The organism is Pseudomonas sp. NFX98, from assembly GCF_047784845.1.
In the GTDB taxonomy this organism is placed as follows: Bacteria; Pseudomonadota; Gammaproteobacteria; order Pseudomonadales; family Pseudomonadaceae; genus Aquipseudomonas.
This window is the reverse complement of sequence record NZ_JBLNNF010000016.1, coordinates 41,711-59,297: the sequence shown is the minus strand read 5'-3', so window position 1 is coordinate 59,297 and position 17,587 is coordinate 41,711. Positions and strand designations below refer to the sequence as shown.

At 61.6% G+C, this 17,587-nt stretch carries 16 protein-coding genes and 1 pseudogene; 5 read left to right on the top strand and 12 right to left on the bottom strand.

Going from position 1 to position 17,587, the window contains the following annotated elements:
- Positions 1–50: 50 nt before the first annotated feature.
- From ACM110_RS20930 to ACM110_RS20875, 12 genes and pseudogenes are all read right to left on the bottom strand, one after another.
- Positions 51–1,106, bottom strand: coding sequence for an acyl-CoA dehydrogenase family protein (locus ACM110_RS20930; RefSeq protein ID WP_416129284.1), 1,056 nt, complete (start codon positions 1,104–1,106; stop codon positions 51–53).
- Positions 1,107–1,116: 10 nt separating this feature from the next.
- The gene (locus ACM110_RS20925; protein ID WP_416129370.1) at positions 1,117–2,283 is read right to left on the bottom strand and encodes an acyl-CoA dehydrogenase family protein; all 1,167 of its coding nucleotides are present in this window, start codon (positions 2,281–2,283) and stop codon (positions 1,117–1,119) included.
- Positions 2,284–2,293: 10 nt separating this feature from the next.
- A complete protein-coding gene (locus tag ACM110_RS20920) occupies positions 2,294–3,049 on the bottom strand; it encodes an enoyl-CoA hydratase family protein (protein WP_416129283.1) in 756 nt (251 codons plus the stop codon).
- Positions 3,050–3,059: 10 nt separating this feature from the next.
- Entirely contained in the window at positions 3,060–4,127 is a 1,068-nt protein-coding gene (locus ACM110_RS20915; RefSeq protein WP_416129282.1) for an NAD(P)H-dependent flavin oxidoreductase, read from the bottom strand.
- A 2-nt stretch (positions 4,128–4,129) separates the two neighbouring features.
- Positions 4,130–5,002 (bottom strand): enoyl-CoA hydratase, encoded by an 873-nt coding sequence (locus ACM110_RS20910; RefSeq protein WP_416129281.1) that lies wholly within the window; start codon positions 5,000–5,002, stop codon positions 4,130–4,132.
- A 23-nt stretch (positions 5,003–5,025) separates the two neighbouring features.
- On the bottom strand, positions 5,026–5,814 hold the full coding sequence (locus tag ACM110_RS20905; RefSeq protein WP_416129280.1) for a CoA-transferase subunit beta: 789 nt from the start codon (positions 5,812–5,814) through the stop codon (positions 5,026–5,028).
- Positions 5,815–5,825: 11 nt separating this feature from the next.
- Positions 5,826–6,707 (bottom strand): CoA transferase subunit A, encoded by an 882-nt coding sequence (locus tag ACM110_RS20900; RefSeq protein ID WP_416129279.1) that lies wholly within the window; start codon positions 6,705–6,707, stop codon positions 5,826–5,828.
- Positions 6,708–6,718: 11 nt separating this feature from the next.
- Positions 6,719–7,609, bottom strand: coding sequence for a VOC family protein (locus ACM110_RS20895; protein ID WP_416129278.1), 891 nt, complete (start codon positions 7,607–7,609; stop codon positions 6,719–6,721).
- A 233-nt stretch (positions 7,610–7,842) separates the two neighbouring features.
- A pseudogene (locus ACM110_RS20890) lies at positions 7,843–7,979 on the bottom strand (DUF6124 family protein); the annotation flags it as partial.
- A gap of 49 nt (positions 7,980–8,028) precedes the next feature.
- On the bottom strand, positions 8,029–8,466 hold the full coding sequence (locus ACM110_RS20885; RefSeq protein ID WP_416129277.1) for a hypothetical protein: 438 nt from the start codon (positions 8,464–8,466) through the stop codon (positions 8,029–8,031).
- Between the two features lie 477 nt (positions 8,467–8,943).
- Entirely contained in the window at positions 8,944–10,065 is a 1,122-nt protein-coding gene (locus ACM110_RS20880; protein ID WP_416129276.1) for an LLM class flavin-dependent oxidoreductase, read from the bottom strand.
- Between the two features lie 123 nt (positions 10,066–10,188).
- Positions 10,189–11,373: a flavin-dependent monooxygenase gene (locus ACM110_RS20875; protein WP_416129275.1), complete on the bottom strand. Its 1,185-nt coding sequence runs from the start codon at positions 11,371–11,373 to the stop codon at positions 10,189–10,191.
- A 1,155-nt stretch (positions 11,374–12,528) separates the two neighbouring features.
- On the opposite strand from ACM110_RS20875, the gene ACM110_RS20870 reads away from it, so the two are divergent.
- From ACM110_RS20870 to ACM110_RS20850, 5 genes are all read left to right on the top strand, one after another.
- Positions 12,529–13,044, top strand: coding sequence for a flavin reductase family protein (locus tag ACM110_RS20870; protein WP_416129274.1), 516 nt, complete (start codon positions 12,529–12,531; stop codon positions 13,042–13,044).
- Between the two features lie 9 nt (positions 13,045–13,053).
- Entirely contained in the window at positions 13,054–14,733 is a 1,680-nt protein-coding gene (locus ACM110_RS20865) for an FAD-binding protein (RefSeq protein WP_416129273.1), read from the top strand.
- Positions 14,721–15,476, top strand: a complete 756-nt coding sequence (locus ACM110_RS20860; RefSeq protein ID WP_416129272.1) for a glucose 1-dehydrogenase — start codon at positions 14,721–14,723, stop codon at positions 15,474–15,476. Before ACM110_RS20865 ends, ACM110_RS20860 begins: the two co-directional genes overlap by 13 nt.
- Before the next feature lie 13 nt (positions 15,477–15,489).
- Positions 15,490–16,572 (top strand): 2Fe-2S iron-sulfur cluster-binding protein, encoded by a 1,083-nt coding sequence (locus ACM110_RS20855; RefSeq protein ID WP_416129271.1) that lies wholly within the window; start codon positions 15,490–15,492, stop codon positions 16,570–16,572.
- A gap of 210 nt (positions 16,573–16,782) precedes the next feature.
- Positions 16,783–17,529 carry an SDR family NAD(P)-dependent oxidoreductase gene (locus ACM110_RS20850; RefSeq protein ID WP_416129270.1) on the top strand — a complete coding sequence of 249 codons (747 nt, stop codon included), beginning with the start codon at positions 16,783–16,785 and terminating at the stop codon, positions 17,527–17,529.
- Positions 17,530–17,587 lie beyond the last annotated feature (58 nt).

The window sequence follows — 17,587 nt, the reverse complement described above, 5'->3', positions numbered from 1 at the left end:
ATCGCGAGCAAGCTCGCTCCCACAGGAATTTCGTCACCTTTACTGACGGGTTAGAACGTATGGCCCGCACCCAGCTCTGCGTTGCCGTCAAACAGCGCCGCGCGAATCCGCCCTTTGTGCAGGCCGCGATCGCCCCAGACCTTGTCCAGGGCCCAGGCGCGCTTCATGAACAGGTGCAAATCGACTTCCCAGGTGTACCCCATGGCGCCGTGGGCCTGGATGCTGTTCTTCGCCGCGAGCATCGCCGCTTCCGCCGTTGCCAGTTTGGCGTGGGATACCAGCACGTCCTGCCCCGGTTGCTGCTCGGCCAGCGCATAAGCGGCGCGGTACAGCGGGCCTTTGGCGAACTCGATCTGCACCGCGACGTTCGCCATCAAGTGCTTGACCGCCTGGAACGAACCCACCGGTTTACCGAATTGCTTGCGCTCGAAGGTGTAGTCCACCGCAAGGTCGACCATGCGTTTGGCCAGCCCGAGCAGTTGCGCGGCACTGGCGAGGGCGCCACGGTTGAAGGCGGCCGTCCACAGGCGTCGGCCCTGTTCACCACTGGCCACGCAGGTGGCGGGGGTTGGCGTCCACTCGACCTGGAACAGCTGGCGGCTAGGGTCGACCGACTCGTTGCGGGTCAGGCGCACGGCATCACGCTCCAGCGCATGCAATTCATCGCCATGGGCCAGCAACAGCAAATCGGCGACATGGGCATCGCTGACCAGCGGATTACCCGGCTCGGAAACCGCGAGACGCGCACGGCCCTCGGCCACTCGCGACAACCATTGTTGTTTGAGCGCGGCGTGTTGCTCATCAAGAGCTGCAAGCAATGGAACGCCAATTAGCATGGTGTCCACCAATGGTTCGGGCAAACCGGCGTAACCGCATTCCTGGGCAATCAGCACGAAGTCCAGCTCATTCATGCCCATGCCGTCCTGCGCCTCGGGCACGGTCAGCGCGGTCAGGCCCAGTTCCACCAGTTGCGCCCAGAGCTGATCGCTGCGGCCACTGTCGCTCTGCCACAGTTCGCGAATGCGTTCCGGGGTGACTTCGTTGATCAGGAAGCTGCGGACGTTGTCCTGAAACAACAGTTGGTCGCGGCTGAAACTAAAGTCCATGGTCTATTCCTCAGGCTCGCGGCATGCCGAGCATGCGTTCGGCAATGATGTTGCGCTGGATCTCGTTGGTGCCGGCGTAGATCGGCCCGGCCTGGGCAAACAGGAAACCTTCCAGCCAATGGCCGACGTCACTGGCGGCCGCGGCTTGCGGCAGCAGTTCGCCACGCAAGCCGAGAATGCTCATGGCGGTGTCGTGCATGCGTTGGTCGAGTTCGGACCAGAAGATCTTGTTGGTCGAAGACTCCGGCCCGATCTTGCCGCCCTGCACCAGTTGCGAAGCTGTCATGTAGGTGCTCAGGGTGTAGGCCTCGGCATCGAGCCAGGCGCGCATCACCGCCTCGCCAATGGCCGGGTCGCGGTCGGCCTGCTCACGGTTGGCCAGGTACAGCTCGACCAGACGCTTGGCGGTTTCCTGGAAGCGCGCCGGTGAACGCAGCAACAAACCTCGCTCGAAACCGGCGGTGGACATTGCCACGTGCCAGCCCATGCCTTCGCCACCGAGGGCGTTTTCCACCGGGACTTTTACGTCGTCGAAGAAAATTTCGGCAAAGCCTGGCAAGCCATTGAGCTGTGGAATCGGCCGCACGGTGATGCCCGGCGTGTTCAGCGGCAGCAGGATGAAGGTCAGGCCGTTATGGCGCTGGGACTGCGAGTCGGTACGAAAAATACCGAACGCCCAATCGGCCCACACCGCGCGGGTCGACCAGGTTTTCTGGCCGTTGATCACGTAGTGGTCGCCCACCCGTTCTGCCTTGGAGCGGATCGCCGCCATGTCGGAACCGGCGCCCGGCTCGGACCAGGCCTGGGCCCAGATGTCTTCTCCCGTGGCCATGCGCGGCAGGAAGCGTGCCTTTTGTTCAGCGCTGCCGTACTCCATCAGGGTCGGGCCGAGCAGGAAGATGCCGTTCTGGTTGACCCGTGCCGGGGCGCCAGAACGGTAGTATTCCTCTTCGAAAATCAGCCACTCGATCAGGTCGCAGCCGCGCCCGCCGAGTTCGGTCGGCCAGGTGACCATGCCCCAGCGGCCTTCGTTGAGCCTGGCTTCCCAGGCTCGGTGCTCGGCAAAGCCTTGTTCGGTGTCGAACGATTGCAGCGGTTCACTCGGTACATTGGCCGCCAGCCAGGTCCGTGCCTCGGCACGAAAGGCCTGCTGGGCCGGGGTGTAGGTCAGGTCCATGGATATGCCTTCAGCCGTTGAATCGGGCATCGCGTTTCTCGACGAACGAGTCGCGTGCTTCCTGAGAGTCCAGTGAGCGGTAGGCTTCGAGGGTGAAGCCTTGCTCCCAGCGGTATTTGTCTTCCAGATTGCCGTCTTCGATGCCGGTCAGCGCTTCCTTGGCCAAGCTGATCATGCCCGGACTCTTGGCGGCGATGGTGCGGGCGATGCGCAGCGCGGCATCGCGCAGGTCCTCGCGCTTGACCACCTGCTCCACCGCGCCCAATCGATAGGCTTCGGCGGCGTCGATCGGCTCGCCGGTGAAGTACATGTGACGGACTTTCTGCACCGGGAACAGGCGCTGCAAATGCGCGCCGCCGCCCATGGCGCCGCGATCCACTTCCGGCACGCCGAAGGTGGCGCACTCGGACGCGACGATGATGTCGGCGGCGCCGCAGATGCCGATGCCGCCGCCGAGCACAAAGCCGTGCACGGCGACGATCACCGGTTTCGGGTTGCGATGGATCGCCTTGAAGCTGTCGTAGTTGCCCTTGTTCACCGCGACGATCAGGTTGCCGTCGGCGGCCAGTTCCTTGATATCGACGCCGGCGCAGAAGCCACGACCTTCGGCACGGATCACGATCACCCGCACGTCGCTGTTGCGGCCCAGGCCCCCGATCTCGCTGGCGATATCGGCCCAGCCCTGGTTGTTGAAGGCGTTGACCGGCGGCCGGTTGAACACCAGTTCGGCAATGCCGTGTTCGATGCTGACGCTAAATGGTTTCATGTCTTTCCTCTCACGACACACGGCGGCAGAGCTCGCCGAGGCGCGCTTCGGCGTCGCGGACGATCTGTTCAATCAATTGGGCGCAGCTGGGCAAGCTGTCGATGGATGCGGCGATCTGCCCGGCGGGCAACACGCCCGCGGCCGGTAGCCCGTCGACCATGGCTTTCTGGATCACCATCGGCGCGTTGGCGGCCATGATGCTTTGCGCGGCGGTCAGTTCGCCGGCACCGCGCATCTTCAAGGCACTGGTCAGCAACTGGGTCAGGCTCATGCCGGTGTGGCGGCGATACGCCAGGCCACTCTGCAACGCCAGCAACAGGCGCTTGAGGCCGCCGCTGTTTTCCAGCTGGTTGAGCAATTCGTTGCGGATCATCCGTTGCGGCATACCGTCGATGGCGCGGCTGATGATGATCGCGGCCGGGTCCTTGACCGCCAGGTAACGGGCCAGCGTTGCTTGCGGCACCGGACTGTCGGCACACATCAGGAAGCGCGTGCCCATGGCGATGCCTTCGGCGCCGTAGGCCAGGGCCGAGACCAAGCCCCTGCCATCCTTGAAACCTCCGGCCGCCAACACGGGCACCGACACGGCATTGACCACTTGATCGAGCAGCAAAGAAGTCGGTACGGAACCGGTGTGTCCTCCGCCCTCACCACCCTGCACGGTCACCGCATCGGCGCCCATTTCCACGGCTTTCTGCGCATGTTTAAGTGCGCCAACCGTGGGAATGCACACCACGCCGGCGTCCTTCAAACGGCTGATCATCTGCTTGCCCGGCGAACGGCTATAGCTGACCGCCCGAACTTTGTGGCGCAACACCAGCTCGACGATCTCGCCGGCATTGGCCTGGTACATGTGGAAATTAACCCCGAACGGCTGATCGGTCAGGCGCCGGGTTTCAATGATCGCCGCTTCCATCTGTTGCGGCTCGATGGTCGCCCCGGCGAGAAAACCGAAGCCGCCGGCATTGCCCGTGGCCGCCACCAGTTTCGGGTCGGCGACCCAGCCCATGGCGGTCTGGATGATCGGGTAGCGGCAACCGAGCAGTTCAGTCAAACGGGTATTCAACGAGATCGCCATGCTCACGCCTCACCCGGCTTGCGCTGGGAACTGGCCATGGCCTTGGCGTCGTAGCCACCGAGGCGGTCGCCGGACACCAGTTCATTGTGGGCATGGGCGAAGTGATGCAGGCCGAACACCATGTCCATGGTCGCGCGCTTGCCCATCAGGTCTTCGGCGTTGTTCACCGCTTGCTTGCTCAGTTGCAAGCCCAGGCGCGGCATCTGGGCGATGCGCCCGGCGATGTCGAGGGTCTGTTGTTCCAGCTCGTCGCGAGCCACCACCCGATTGAGCATGCCCATCTGATAGGCACGCGGTGCCGGCATGCGCTCGCCGAGGAACAGGAACTCCTTGGCGATGCGCGGATTGAGTTCATGCACATGGGCGAAATACTCGACCCCGGGAATGCCCATGCGCACCACCGGATCGGCGAAATACGCATCCTCGCTGGCGACGATCAGGTCGCAGACCCAGGCCAGCATCAACCCACCGGCAATGCACGCGCCCTGGACCATGGCGATGGTCGGCTTGGGCATCTCGCGCCAACGGCGGCACATGCCCAGATAGACTTCCTGCTCCCGGGCATAGAGAAACTCGCCGCCCGGTTTGTTCACATGGTCGTACCACAGGCTGGCGCGGTCGAAGGTTTTGTCGACGTCGCGGCCCGGGGTGCCGATGTCATGCCCGGCGGAGAAATGCTTGCCGGCGCCACGCAGCACAATGACCTTCACTTCATCGTCATCGCAGGCCCGGCGAAACGCCGCATCCAGCGCATAAGTCATCTGCGAGTTCTGCGCGTTGTGGAACTCGGGGCGGTTCATGGTGACCAGGGCCACCGCGCCTTGCACTTCGTAAAGCACCACGTCGGCCTGGTTTTTATCGTTATCTTCAGCCATCACTTTTCTCCGCAACGCGTTGCTCAGCGTTGGCCTGGCGGGTTGTCTTTGAGTTGCAGGGCGCGCAGGTTGTGCGGGTCCAGGCGCTGGATCAGTTGCAACTGCTCGGCCGTCGGTGCCGCCGTGGTCGGGCAGTCGTTCGGCACGTGCAGCTCGAAGCCGGTGTTGTCCTGGACTTGCGCCACGGTCACGCCGGGGTGCAGCGAGCGGATCCGTATTTGTCGAAGCGGACCTTGGAAATCGAGGACGCAGAAATCGGTGATGATCAGGCGGATGTCGATGTCGTCCAGCGACCAGCCCCGCGCCAGACGCGCCGGGTTGTAGCCGACCGAGGCGACCATATCGACCTCGCCTTCGACGAACACCCGACGGTTGTGGCTGGGCACGCAAAACGAGTTGGCGTGGCTGATCGAATTGCCGGGGAAACCCCGCACGCCAAGCATCTGTGCCTTGGGTTTGGCGTAGTCGCCGATGCAGGAAATGTTCGCCTGACCAAAGCGGTCGATCTGGGTCGGGCCGACCAGCGCATGGCGTTTGCCGCCCCAGACGTTGTCGAAAATCCGCGAGAAACCCATCCAGCTGTCGCGCTTGGGCTCGTAGCCTTTGCGCGCGCCCAGCGGCACCGGCTCGGCGACCATGTAGGCCTCGGAATCGGTCATCAGCAGTTGCGGGTTGCTGGTCAGCATGGCCAAGGACGCGGCCAGACGCGGGATCACGCCGATGCCGGAGGCCAATACTTCGTCGTCTTCGCGCCAGGCTTCGGAGGCCGCGCAGATCATCAACTCAGCGAGGCTGAAATCAGTAGTGCTCATCGAAAGGCTCCTCAGAAAATCGGCAACGGCAGTTCACGGATCGCAGCCAGGCCGCCGATCTTTTCCAGATACTGTTCGTGGGTGCAATCGACGTAGTCGCGCACGTAGCCTTCCCAGCCATCGGCCGCCTGGACCGTGGCGTTGTAGGCCTTGAAGTGCGCAACATCGAAACCGTACAGCGGCGCGCAGGACGACGGATGCGCGCCGCCCGGCACGTGGGCCACAGCGGTGGTCAGGTTGCGTTCCCAGAACACTTGATGGGCATGGGCGGCGTCTTGATGGAAATACTCGCTGTCGACCAGTTCATCGCAGGTCACGTAGCTGTGGGTCGCGGCCCGCACGAACAGGTCGTCCATGTAGTGATCCGGACCGCTGATCTGGCACACGCCGCGTTTGTCGGCGCGGTCGACGTGCACCAGCGCCGCGTCGAGTTTGAGCGCCGGCATGGCGACCCAGTCCTTGCCATCGGCATAGGGCGAGGCAATCAACTTGATCTGGCGGTTGTGGCGCAGCACATCGGTGCCCAGCCCTACCGCTGTCGGAATGAACGGCACGTTCATCGCTGCGGCGCGCAGGCCGAGCAGCAACATGCCTTCGTCGATCTCCATCACTTCCAGCGCCGCTTCCTGTCGCGCCTTGCGGAAGTACGGCTCCAGCGGAATGAAATCCAGCGAGACGAAAGCGAACACCAGTTTCTTGATTTTTCCCGCTGCGCAGAGCATGCCGACGTCCGCACCACCGTATGCAACAACAGTCAGGTCCTTGAGGTCCGAGCGCAGAATTTCGCGCACCAGCGCCATCGGCTTGCGACGCGGCCCCCAGCCACCGATACCGATGGTCATGCCGTCACGCAGTTGGCCGACGATCTCGGCGGTGGTCATTTGCTTGTCCATCGTCTTGTTCCTCATTGGCGACCGACACTGAAGTCGTGGCCCCAGTGGCTGACCACGGTGCTTTCGAACGGCGTGTGGCGGTCCCAGTCGACCACGAGGCCATCGCAGCCGTACTCCAGGTCAAACCCGGACGGGGTCTTGATATAAAAAGAAATCATCTGGTCGTTGGTGTGCTGGCCGAGGGTGGCCGACAGTTTCACACCGTTGGCATGCACGCGATCCAGGGCGCGACCGACTTCATCCAGCGCGTTGACCTCGACCATCATGTGCACGCAACCGTGAGGCATCGGGCACTCGAAAATCGCCAGCGAGTGGTGGCGGCCGTTGTTGCAGTGCAGGAAATGAATGCGTTTTTGCGGCTCGGCCGGGTCCGGGGTGAAGCGGACTTTCATCAGGTCGGACAGACCGAAACCCATCACTTGTTCGTAGAAGTCGCGGCAGCGCTCGAAGGCCGGCGCTGGCAGTACGACGTGGCCCATGCCGAGGTCGTTGGTGACAAAACCTTTGACCCCTACCGGCGAAACGAAACGGGCGAAGTCCTGCAACGGACCCCAGAAAATTTCGTGGCGATTGCCATTCGGGTCGCTGAAGTGCACCAGCTCCTGGACCTTGCGCAGCTCGGCTTCGGCTGCTGTACCGCGAGTGACTTGCACGTCGGCTTGCTGGAGCTCGCTGACCGCCTGTTCCAGCGCTGCTTTGCCGGCCACTTCCCAGCCGCAGGCACCGAAGCTGTTCTCGGCATTTTTTTGCACGAGGATGCGGTAATGACGCTCGTCCATTTTCAGGTACAGCTGCTCATCGTCGCCACTGACCATCATGCCCAACACCTGACTTGCGTAATGGCGCCATTGCGCCAGGTCGCTGGACAGCAGGGTGACGTAACCCAGACCACGGATATCCATGGATGCACTCCTCGTTTTTCTCAGGCCGTGCCGCCCTTCGGCTGGTGCCGGGGGAGACTTTATGTAAGGCCTATTCAAACGGGTTCGGTGAGGGGCAACATCGTCCAATGGGACTAGCGGAAAACAGGCAGAACGCAATCCCTGTAGGAGCTGCCGCAGGCTGCGATCTTTTGATTTTGTTTTTCAGATCAAGATCAAAAGATCGCAGCCGTCGGCAGCTCCTACAGAGAGCGTTACTCAGATGGTTCGATTTGATCGAGCACGCGATTCGCGGTGATTTCGGCGCGCATCACGCCGTTGGAAATGCCAACAGGACATTGCGCGCCGAGCTTTCCAGATGATCGACCAGGTAATGAACCATGACGTTTACCTAGACCAGCGCGTAGCGCGAGACATGTCGTGGCAAGTCTGCTCTGTTGTTACTGGCTGGTTTGGGCTTCTCGCACTTTCGTTTGCTCTGCCAGTGCTATTTCCTTGAAATCATAGGTAGGAAAAAACTCTGTCCGGTAACTTCCCCATGCGGTGTTTTCGAGTGCGAGATTTACCGCTGAGAGACGCGAGGCAGGCAAACGCAGAACGATGACCTGCCCTATACCCATGGTTATATTCCAGCTGACAACCTCCACCCCGGCAGGAGGGAATACTTTATAAAACTCCTGCCTGGCGAGTTGCGCCTTTAACTCGCCTAATGGTCGCGATTGATCGTGTTTCAGAAATACAGTCAGCATGAGTGCATTATCGGGCGTAGCGACGACCTCCTTCGAGACCGGAGATGTTGTCGACTGAGCATTCGCGCCAGCCGAACCTATTCCAGCCGGCAGGAAGATGGTTATTAAAAGAGGTCTTAATTTAGTCATGGTGCATGCCTTTATTTATGAGTTTATTCTTTTACATAAAAATGATCACTGCTATCAGGGGAGGAAATATAGGACCGATATCAACCACTCACAACTCCATGTATATATTTGCAACAATTACTCCAGCAACTATTTCCAATAAAGACAAAAACAATCCCGACAGGAAATATCTCCCGTAAAAGTTCGGAAACGCCTGTAGGAATTATCGGTATTTATATATTTCCGAAGTTAAAAAAAATAAGTGGCAACCACATAAACTCAATCGACCACGGATAAATCGGCAGGCATAAAAAAACGGGCCTTGGGGACCCGTTGGAAAGTTGGCCGGGCATCCGTGCCAGGCCTGAAAAGCAATCAAACTGTGGGAGCGGGCTTGCCCGCGATGGCGGAATGTCAGCCAACAGAGATGCTGAATGTGAAGCCCTAATCGCTGGCAAGCCAGCTCCCACAGGTAATGAGGCGTGAGTGGGCTGTCCTTCAGCCCTTACGGAAATGCGGGATGACCTTCTCGCCAATGTTCTTCAGAGTCTCCAACTGCGCCCACTGCGGCACGGTGCCCATCTGGCAGATGAACAGGATTTCATCGGCGCCGGCATCGATCAGGCGCTGCACGTAATTGATGCAATCCTCGACGGTGCCGTAGGCGTGGTTCGGGTTCATCATCGCCATGGTCGGGTCGGAGAAGTCGACGCTGACTTCTTCCGAGGCGAAGCGCGACTTGATCACGCTCTGGCCGTTGCCATCGACGAAGGTGTCGTCTTTCCACTTTTCCGGGTCCGGACGCTCGCCACCGCCGTACCAGTAGCCCAGGGATTCCATGAAGTAACGCTGGCCACGGATGCCGATGCGGCGCGCTTCGGCGTTGTCATCCAGAACGATGGCCGGGCACAGTGCGGCGATGTGACGGTTAGGGCGGAAACCGACCTGCTTCTTCTCATCTCGGTTGTCGTAGGCCGTGTGATACACCTCGACCTTCTTGGCGATTTCTTCTGGGCCACCGAAGCCCAGCACCAGCGCACCCATGCCACGACCACCAGCATTTTTCAGCGACTCGGTGTTGGTGCATGCCAGGTACATCGGCGGGTGCGGATCCTGGTAAGGCTTTGGATGGATCGGGCGTTTCGGGATCTGCACGAAGTCGCCGTTGTGCTCGATCTCGTCCTGCACGAACATTTTCGGGATCAGGTACATCATCTCGTCGATCTGCGGCTGCAAGGTCGCCAGGTCGTAGCCGAAGGTTCCGGCCTCTTGCTGGGTGCCGCCCTTGCCCACACCGAAGTGCACACGGCCCTTGGACAACAGGTCGAGGGTAGCGATGCGCTCGGCGACTTTCACCGGGTGGTTCATCGCCGGTGGCAGGCAGACCACGCCGTGGCCGATGCCGATGCGTTCGGTTTTACCGGCCACGAAAGCCAGCATGGTTTCCGGCGCGGACATGTGCGAGTAGTTGCTCAGCGCCGTGTGTTCCACGCACCAGAAGGTGTCGAAGCCGAGCTTGTCGGCGAGCACGGCTTGTTCGACTGTGTCTTCGAAAATCTTGCGGTCGCCTTCGCGGCTGGAGTCCACCGTCTGGGCTTCGTAAATCAGGGAAAATTTCATGGTTGATCCTTGGGCTTGTTTGGATGCGCAGTCGGCGCCAGAAACCTGTGCCTTGCGCCCATGCTCGGGTATTGGCAGGGCGCTCGAATCACGCAAACGGACTAGCTGATTTGTAGGGAAGCGTCAGAGAAAAAAGTCGTTGCTGTCCTGCCCCATGCTCACCCCACCAAGGTTCCAGGCGTACTTGGCCGGGCTGTTGGCGACGTGGGCGCGACCGGTGTGAATGTCGCGGAACGCACGGTTGATCGGGTGGCTGCGGAAGATCGTCGAGGCGCCGCTGTTGAACATCAGCTCGCCAGCGGCCTTGGCGCATTTGTCGGCCACCAGCGCCGAGTCGTAACGCATCTTCACCCGCTCGGGCATGCTCAGCGGCTCGCCTTTTTGCGCGCGCTCCAGCATCAGCGCGAAGTTGCGATGCAGCACGGTCTTGCACTCGTCGATACAGACCATGGCATTGGCCAGCGCCGATTGCGCGGCCGGGTCCTGGACCATCTTGCGACCGTCATTGACCCCGACGCGGGCGCGGTTATGCTCGACAAACTGATCCACCGCGCCTTGCAGGGCACCGATAGCGGACGACGAAACCGCACGTACGAAAATCTGCCCGAACGGCAGGCGGAACAACGGTGCAGTATTCACCTCATTGCCAGGACTGTTCTGCATGAAACCGTCGAACGCGCGATGGGTGCGATATTCGGGAACGAACGCGTTTTCCACCAGGATGTCGTGGGAGCCGGTGGCTTCCAGGCCCATGACGTTCCAGTTGTCGAGAATCTGGTAGTCGCTGCGCGGCACCAGGAACGTCCGGTAATCCGGCGCCCCGCCCGCCTCTGCGGGCGGCACCAGCGCACCGAGGAACGCCCATTCGCAATGCTTGCTGCCGGAGGAAAAGCCCCAGCGTCCGCTCAACTTGAAACCACCGTCGACCCGCTCGACCTTGCCCACCGGCATATAGGAAGACGAGATCAACACGCTGGAATCGCTTCCCCAGACATCCTGGGCCGCGCGGTCGTCGAACAGCGCCAGTTGCCAGTTGTGGATCGCCACCACCCCCAGCACCCAGGCCGAGGACATGCAGCCTTCGGCAAGGGTCATCTGCACGTCGAAGAAATCCTTGGGCTCCAGTTCATAGCCTTCCCAACGGGACGGTTGCAGGATGCGAAAGAACCCGGCGTCGTGGAAATCCTTCAGGGTTTCTTCAGGCAACTGCCCGGCTTGCGCGGCATTCAGGGCGCGTTCACGCAGGATCGGCACCAACTCGCGGGCACGTTGGCTCAGACGCTGGCGAATCAGGTCTTGGTTGAGCATTTTTATTGTTCTCCTTTGTTCACCCCATCCGCCGGGGCGCGCGTGCAACGGGGCGGGTGTAGCGCCCCTACACTGGCATTCAAACAATGCGCAACGCGGGGGACATCCCTCAAACGGACCATGTGGTTTTTGGGGATTAGTTACTGGGGATACATCTGGAAGAGGTGTGCTGGCTGTCGGGCCGCTATCGCCAGCAGGCTGGCTCCCACATTGGATCTCCGGTTTTATTTGGGATTTGTGGCCACTGAAGATCCCCTGTGGGAGCAAGCCTGCTAGCGATGGCTTTGTGTTTGGCGCTGTGATTTGGTCTACATATCCATTGTTGCGGTAACGGCGGCTTATGGTTCCGCCCTTACGGCGGGTCACTTTCGAAAAGCCGGAATGCCGGCCCAGACGAAAGTAACCAAAGCGCTTTGCCCCTGACGTTCGGCCTCACGAGGGTGCAAGAAGATCAAAAGCCAAAGTAAAAGCGAGGCGGCTTACCGGCCGGCCTGGTTCTTGAGGCATGCGCGTTTCTCTGTAGGAGCTGTCGAGTGCAACGAGGCTGCGATCTTTTGATTTTGTTTTTTACAAGCGAGATCAAAAGATCGCAGCCTTCGGCAGCTCCTACATTGGGCGTGATACATCACAAAATCGGGTCGGCTGTCAGGCCGCCATCGCTGGCAAGCCAGCTCCCACAGTGGGTCGGGGTGCATTCACGCTTTTCACCACTCAATAGGCCGAGCGTTAGCTCGCCTGCCGCTCTTGATCTTGATCCACCCGCCCCATCGGCAGGCTGAGTGGAGGCGTTTATCCGGGGGGGCGCGCAGCGCCGTGCGGCGAAGCCGCACACATCGAGAGGAGGTCGTCGCGAAGCAGACCGGAGGCGATGCCCCCGGATGAATGCCGGAGCGAAGGAACCCCGAGCCCTAGCGAGGGGCCGTACGTAAGGGGCGAGCGTTTTTTGCTTCCTTTTTTAGGCGCTTGTAAAAAAGGGAGTCGCCGTAAGGGCGAAACCCTAAGCCGCCGTTACCGCAGCAACGGATATGTACTCAATCAGCCCAAAGCCTGGTCGGCCCAGAAGCCGCCAAGGCCTAGTCCCCTCGGACGATGTTGAAGAAGGACACCAGAGCAAGAATCCATCGCACTCCCCAACCAACAAAAAGGCCCAGTGCGATGAACGACGTCAATCTCAAAGCCGACATGCTCCAGGCCATGCGCCGCCTGGCCAAGTCAGTCACCATTATCAGCACCAGCAACGGCTCCGAACGCTTCGCCATGGCCGCCACGGCCGTCGACTCCCTGAGCACCGAGCCGCCATCGCTGCTGATCTGCGTCAACAAGACCGCCTCGCCCCACGCCGCACTGGCGACCGGCGCGGACTTCTGCGTGAACATCCTCGGCGTCGAACAACAAGACCTGGCCAACCTGTGCAGCGGCGCGATCAAGGGCGAAGCCCGCTTCGACCGTGGCAACTGGCTGACCAGCCCCGGCGGCATTCCTTACCTGGGTGACGCGCAGTCGGCGATCCTTTGCCGCCAGGACGGCCACTTCAGCTACGGCACCCACACCGTGTTCATCGGACGCATCCTGCAAATCCACACCACCGCCGAGATCACCCCGCTGGTCTACCTCGACGGCAGCTACACCACCACCGCCAAACCCGTACCTTCTCTCGCTGCTGCTGGCTGAGGCCCGAGCATGAACGGCGTGAACGGGTTGACGGCGTTGCGAGTGAACAGCGCCGACCAGTTGCCATGGGATGACCGCTGCGACTTGCTGATCGTCGGGTTTGGCGGTGCCGGTGCTTGTGCCGCCATCGAAGCCAGCACTCGCGGCCTGTCGGTGCTCGCCCTGGATCGTTTCGAAGGCGGCGGCGCCACGGCGCTCAGCGGTGGGGTGGTGTATGCCGGCGGCGGTACGCCGTATCAGAGTCAGGCTGGCTATGAAGACACCAGCGAAGCCATGTTCAATTACCTGCGTCAGGAAGTCGGCGAGGCCGTCAGCGGCGAAACGCTAAAGCACTTCTGCGAATGCAGTGCCGAGCAACTGGCCTGGCTGGAGCAACAAGGCGCAGCGTTCGAGGCCAGCGTGCCCCCGCATAAAACCTCGTACCCGAGTGACCAGTTCTACCTCTATTACTCCGGCAACGAAGCCGTGCCGGCCTATGCCGCCAGCGCCAAACCGGTGCCCCGTGGCCACCGTACCAAAGGTCCGGGCATGTCCGGCGCCAGCCTGTTCGCCCCGCTCAAGGCCAGCGCCTTGCGCCACGGTGCACGCCTGCGTAGCCAGTGCGAAGTGCGGCGACTGGTGCTCGACCTCGACGACAAAGTCCTCGGCGTCGAAGCCTGGCAATTGCCCTCGGGTAGTCGCGCCGCCAAACAGCATGCGCGTCTGTCACGCTGGGCCGCCGCCATTCATATGTACGCCCCGGCGTTGGCCGATCGCTTGCGCGCCCGTCAGCGTCGCATCGAGCAGATCAGCGCCATTAGGCAATTGATTCGCGCCGAACAGGCGGTGCTGCTGAGCAGCGGCGGCTTCATCTTCAATCGCGAGCTGGTGCGCCAACACGCGCCGCAGTACCTGGCCGGTCTGCCGCTGGGCGCCACCGGGTGCAATGGCAGCGGCATCGCCCTGGGCCAGAGCGCCGGTGGCAGCGTGGCGCGGATGGACAAAGTCAGCGCCTGGCGCTTCATCAACCCGCCTCTGGCTTGGGCTCGTGGGCTGATCGTCAATGCGCGCGGGCAGCGTTACGCCAACGAAGAAATCTACGGCGCGACCCTCGGCCACGCCATGGTCGAAGAACAGGATGGCCGCGCCATTCTGATCCTCAATTGGGCGCTGGTTCGAGAAGCAATCCGTCAGGTCGGCCCCGGCAAAGTCTGGAATTTCCAACGCCTGCCGGTGCTGCTCAACCTGCTGTTCAACGCCAAGCGCAGCAACACCCTCGCCGGGTTGGCCAAGCGCTGCAACCTGCCGCCGGAACTGCTGCGCCAGAGCGTCGAGCGTTATTCCCGCGCGGCACGGGGTGAGGTCGCCGACGAGTTCGGCAAATCCGCCGCCATGCTCACCGACCTCGACCTAGGCCCGTGGTACGCCCTCGACCTGTCCTTCGACAGCAAACTCTTCCCCTGCCCGGTCATCACCCTGGGCGGGCTGAAGGTCTGCGAGGAAAGCGGTCAGGTCCTGGACCACGCCGGCCAGCCAATAGACGGCCTGTACAGCGCCGGCCGCAATGCGGTCGGGGTCGCTTCCAACCTGTATGTCTCCGGCCTGTCCCTGGCCGACTGCATTTATTCCGGTCGCCGGGCTGCCGCCCACGTGGCCGACCAATTCGCACTTCAAACCGCACGATCAGGAGAACAACAATGCAACGTGTAGAAGGCAAAGTCTGCATCATCACCGGCGCCGCCAGCGGCATCGGTCGCGAAGACGCAATCCTGCTGGCCCGCGAAGGTGCCAAAGTGGTGCTGACCGATCTCAACGAAGAAGCGGGCCGTCAGGTTGCCGCCGAGATCGGCAGCAACGCGCTGTTCATCCGCCACGACATCGCCAGCGAAAGCGATTGGCAGAACGTGGTGAAAACTACTGTTGAACACTTCGGCCGTCTCGATGTGCTGGTCAACAACGCCGCGATCCTGGCCCTCGGCAGCATCGAAGACACCACGCTGGAACTGTGGCAGAAAGTGCAGAAGATCAACGGTGACGGCTATTTCCTCGGCTGCAAATACGCGATCCAGGCGATGAAGGAAACCGGTGGCGGTTCGATCATCAACATGTCGTCGGTGGCTGCGTTGGGCGCGATGCCGATGTTCTGCGCCTACTCGGCGTCCAAAGGCGCGGTGGCGGCGATGACCCGTTCCATTGCCCTGCATTGCAAGCAGCAGGGTTACCGCATCCGCTGCAACAGCGTGCACCCCGATGGCGTGAACACGCCGATGACCCAGGCGCTGGCCGGTGGTCAGCCGATCCCGCAGGAAGCGCTGGACCAGGACCCGATGAACCGCATGGCCGCGCCACGGGACATTGCCAACGTGGTGCTGTTCCTCGCCACCGACGAGTCGCGATTCGTCAACGGTGCCGAGATCCGCGTCGACAACGCCCAACTGATCAGCGGGCTCTGAGGCCGAGGTGAACATGGGCACGCAACAACAGAACCTGACCCCGGCCGAACACACGACGGGAAGCGTTTCATTGCGAGTGTGCGCGGTGATCGACGAGACCGCCGATGCGCGCTCGCTGGTGCTGGACGTACCGCCAACCCTGCGTGAGCGCTTTCGCTACAAACCGGGCCAGTTCCTGAGTTTTCGCGTGCCCTTGGCCGGCAAACTGTTGACCCGCTGCTATTCCATGGCCAGCTCGCCCCACGCGGACGCGCTGCCCAAGGTCACGGTGAAACGGGTCGACGGCGGCCGGGTGTCGAACTGGATGAACGAAGTGCAGGTCGGCGACTGGCTGGAAGTGCTGCCACCGGCCGGGCTGTTCTGCCTGGATCCGCAGGCAGACACCGAAAAGCCGCTGGTCCTGTTCGGCGGCGGTTCGGGCATCACCCCGGTGTTTTCCATTCTCAAGTCGGTGCTGCACAGCAGTCGGCGGCCGATCAAGTTGATCTACGCCAACCGCGATGAAGCCTCGGTGATTTTCAAGGACGAGCTGTGCCGCTTGATCAAGGCGCATCCTGATCAACTGCACGTGGTGCACGTCCTCGATTCGGTGCAGGGCTTTCTGACCGACGCTCAAGTGCGGCATCTGTTGCGCGGCTCGGCTGGCGGTGACTATTTCATCTGCGGGCCGGGGCCGTTCATGGATACCGTGGAACGCACGCTGCTGGCGCTGGGCGAAGCGGCCGAGCGGATTCATGTCGAACGTTTCGTCTCGCCACCAGACCCCGATGAATTGCTGGCCGAAGAAGCCCTCGCCCGCGAAGCAGCGATGGGTTCGCAGTGCGAAGCGTTGATCGTCGAGCTCGATGGCGAGCAACACGAAATCGCCTGCCAGCCTGGTGATACGTTGCTGCAAAGCTGCAAGGCCGCCGGCCTGGATGTGCCGTCGTCTTGTGAAGAAGGTTTCTGCGGCGCGTGCATGTGCGTGGTCAAGGAAGGTGAGGTTCAGTTGGCGCGCAACGATGTGCTGACACCCAAGGAACTCGCCGATGGCTGGACACTGGCCTGCCAGAGCCGACCAATCGGGGCGAAAGTACGCCTGAAATTCCCGGATTGAGGCTTCGCCTCGCCCCCTTGTAGGAGCTGCCGCAGGCTGCGATCTTTTGATTTTTTAGAAGCAAGATCAAAAGATCGCAGCCTGCGGCAGCTCCTACAGGGATCGATTGAGGCGCTCTGTCGCCATAGTCTCAACGGACGATCATGTCCGGCCCGGTCTGCGGTTAGACTCGGCCACAGCATTAGCCCACAACAATAAAGAGGTGCAGTTATGGCTCGTTTGCAGAATAAGGTCGCGGTGGTCACCGGCGGCGCTTCGGGGATCGGTCTGGCCTGCGTGCGCCGTTTCGCCGCCGAAGGCGCGCAAGTGGTCGGGCTGGACATCGGCAGCGCACCGGCAGACTTTCCCGGCCTGTTCATGAACCTGGACGTGCGCGATGAAGCGCAGGTGCAGCAGGTCATGCAAGAAGTCATCAGCCGCTTCGGGCGCATCGACGTACTGGTCAACGCCGCCGGCGTCGCCGACCAGGGCAGCGTGACCCAGACCACCACCGCCAACTGGCAACGGGTGATGGACATCAACCTGACCGGCAGCATGCTCACCAGCAAATACGCAGTAGAGTCGATGGTGTCGCAGCGCAGCGGTTCGATCATCAACATCGGTTCGATCTTCGGCCTGCAGGCCTGCGACAACAACGTCGCCTACAACGTTGCCAAGGGTGGCATCAACCAGTTGACCCGTTCGATGGCCATCGACTACGGCCACGCCAATGTGCGCGTCAACGGTCTGTGCCCGGGCCTGATCGAAACGCCGATGACCAGCATGGTCCGCGAGCATGAAGCGTTCCACGCCTTCTTCGCCTCGCAGCACATGCTCAGCCGTTCCGGGCAGCCTGAAGAAGTCGCCAGCGCTGCGTTGTTCCTGGCGTCCGATGACGCGTCGTTTGTCAGCGGCCAGATGATCGCCGTGGACGGTGGATTCTCCGCCGGCCGCCGTTTCGCCCCGCCCGCGCAGTAACTCGCTATCCGGCCGGGCGCCCTGCCCGGCCCACTCCCTTTTTCGTACTTGTCTTCTA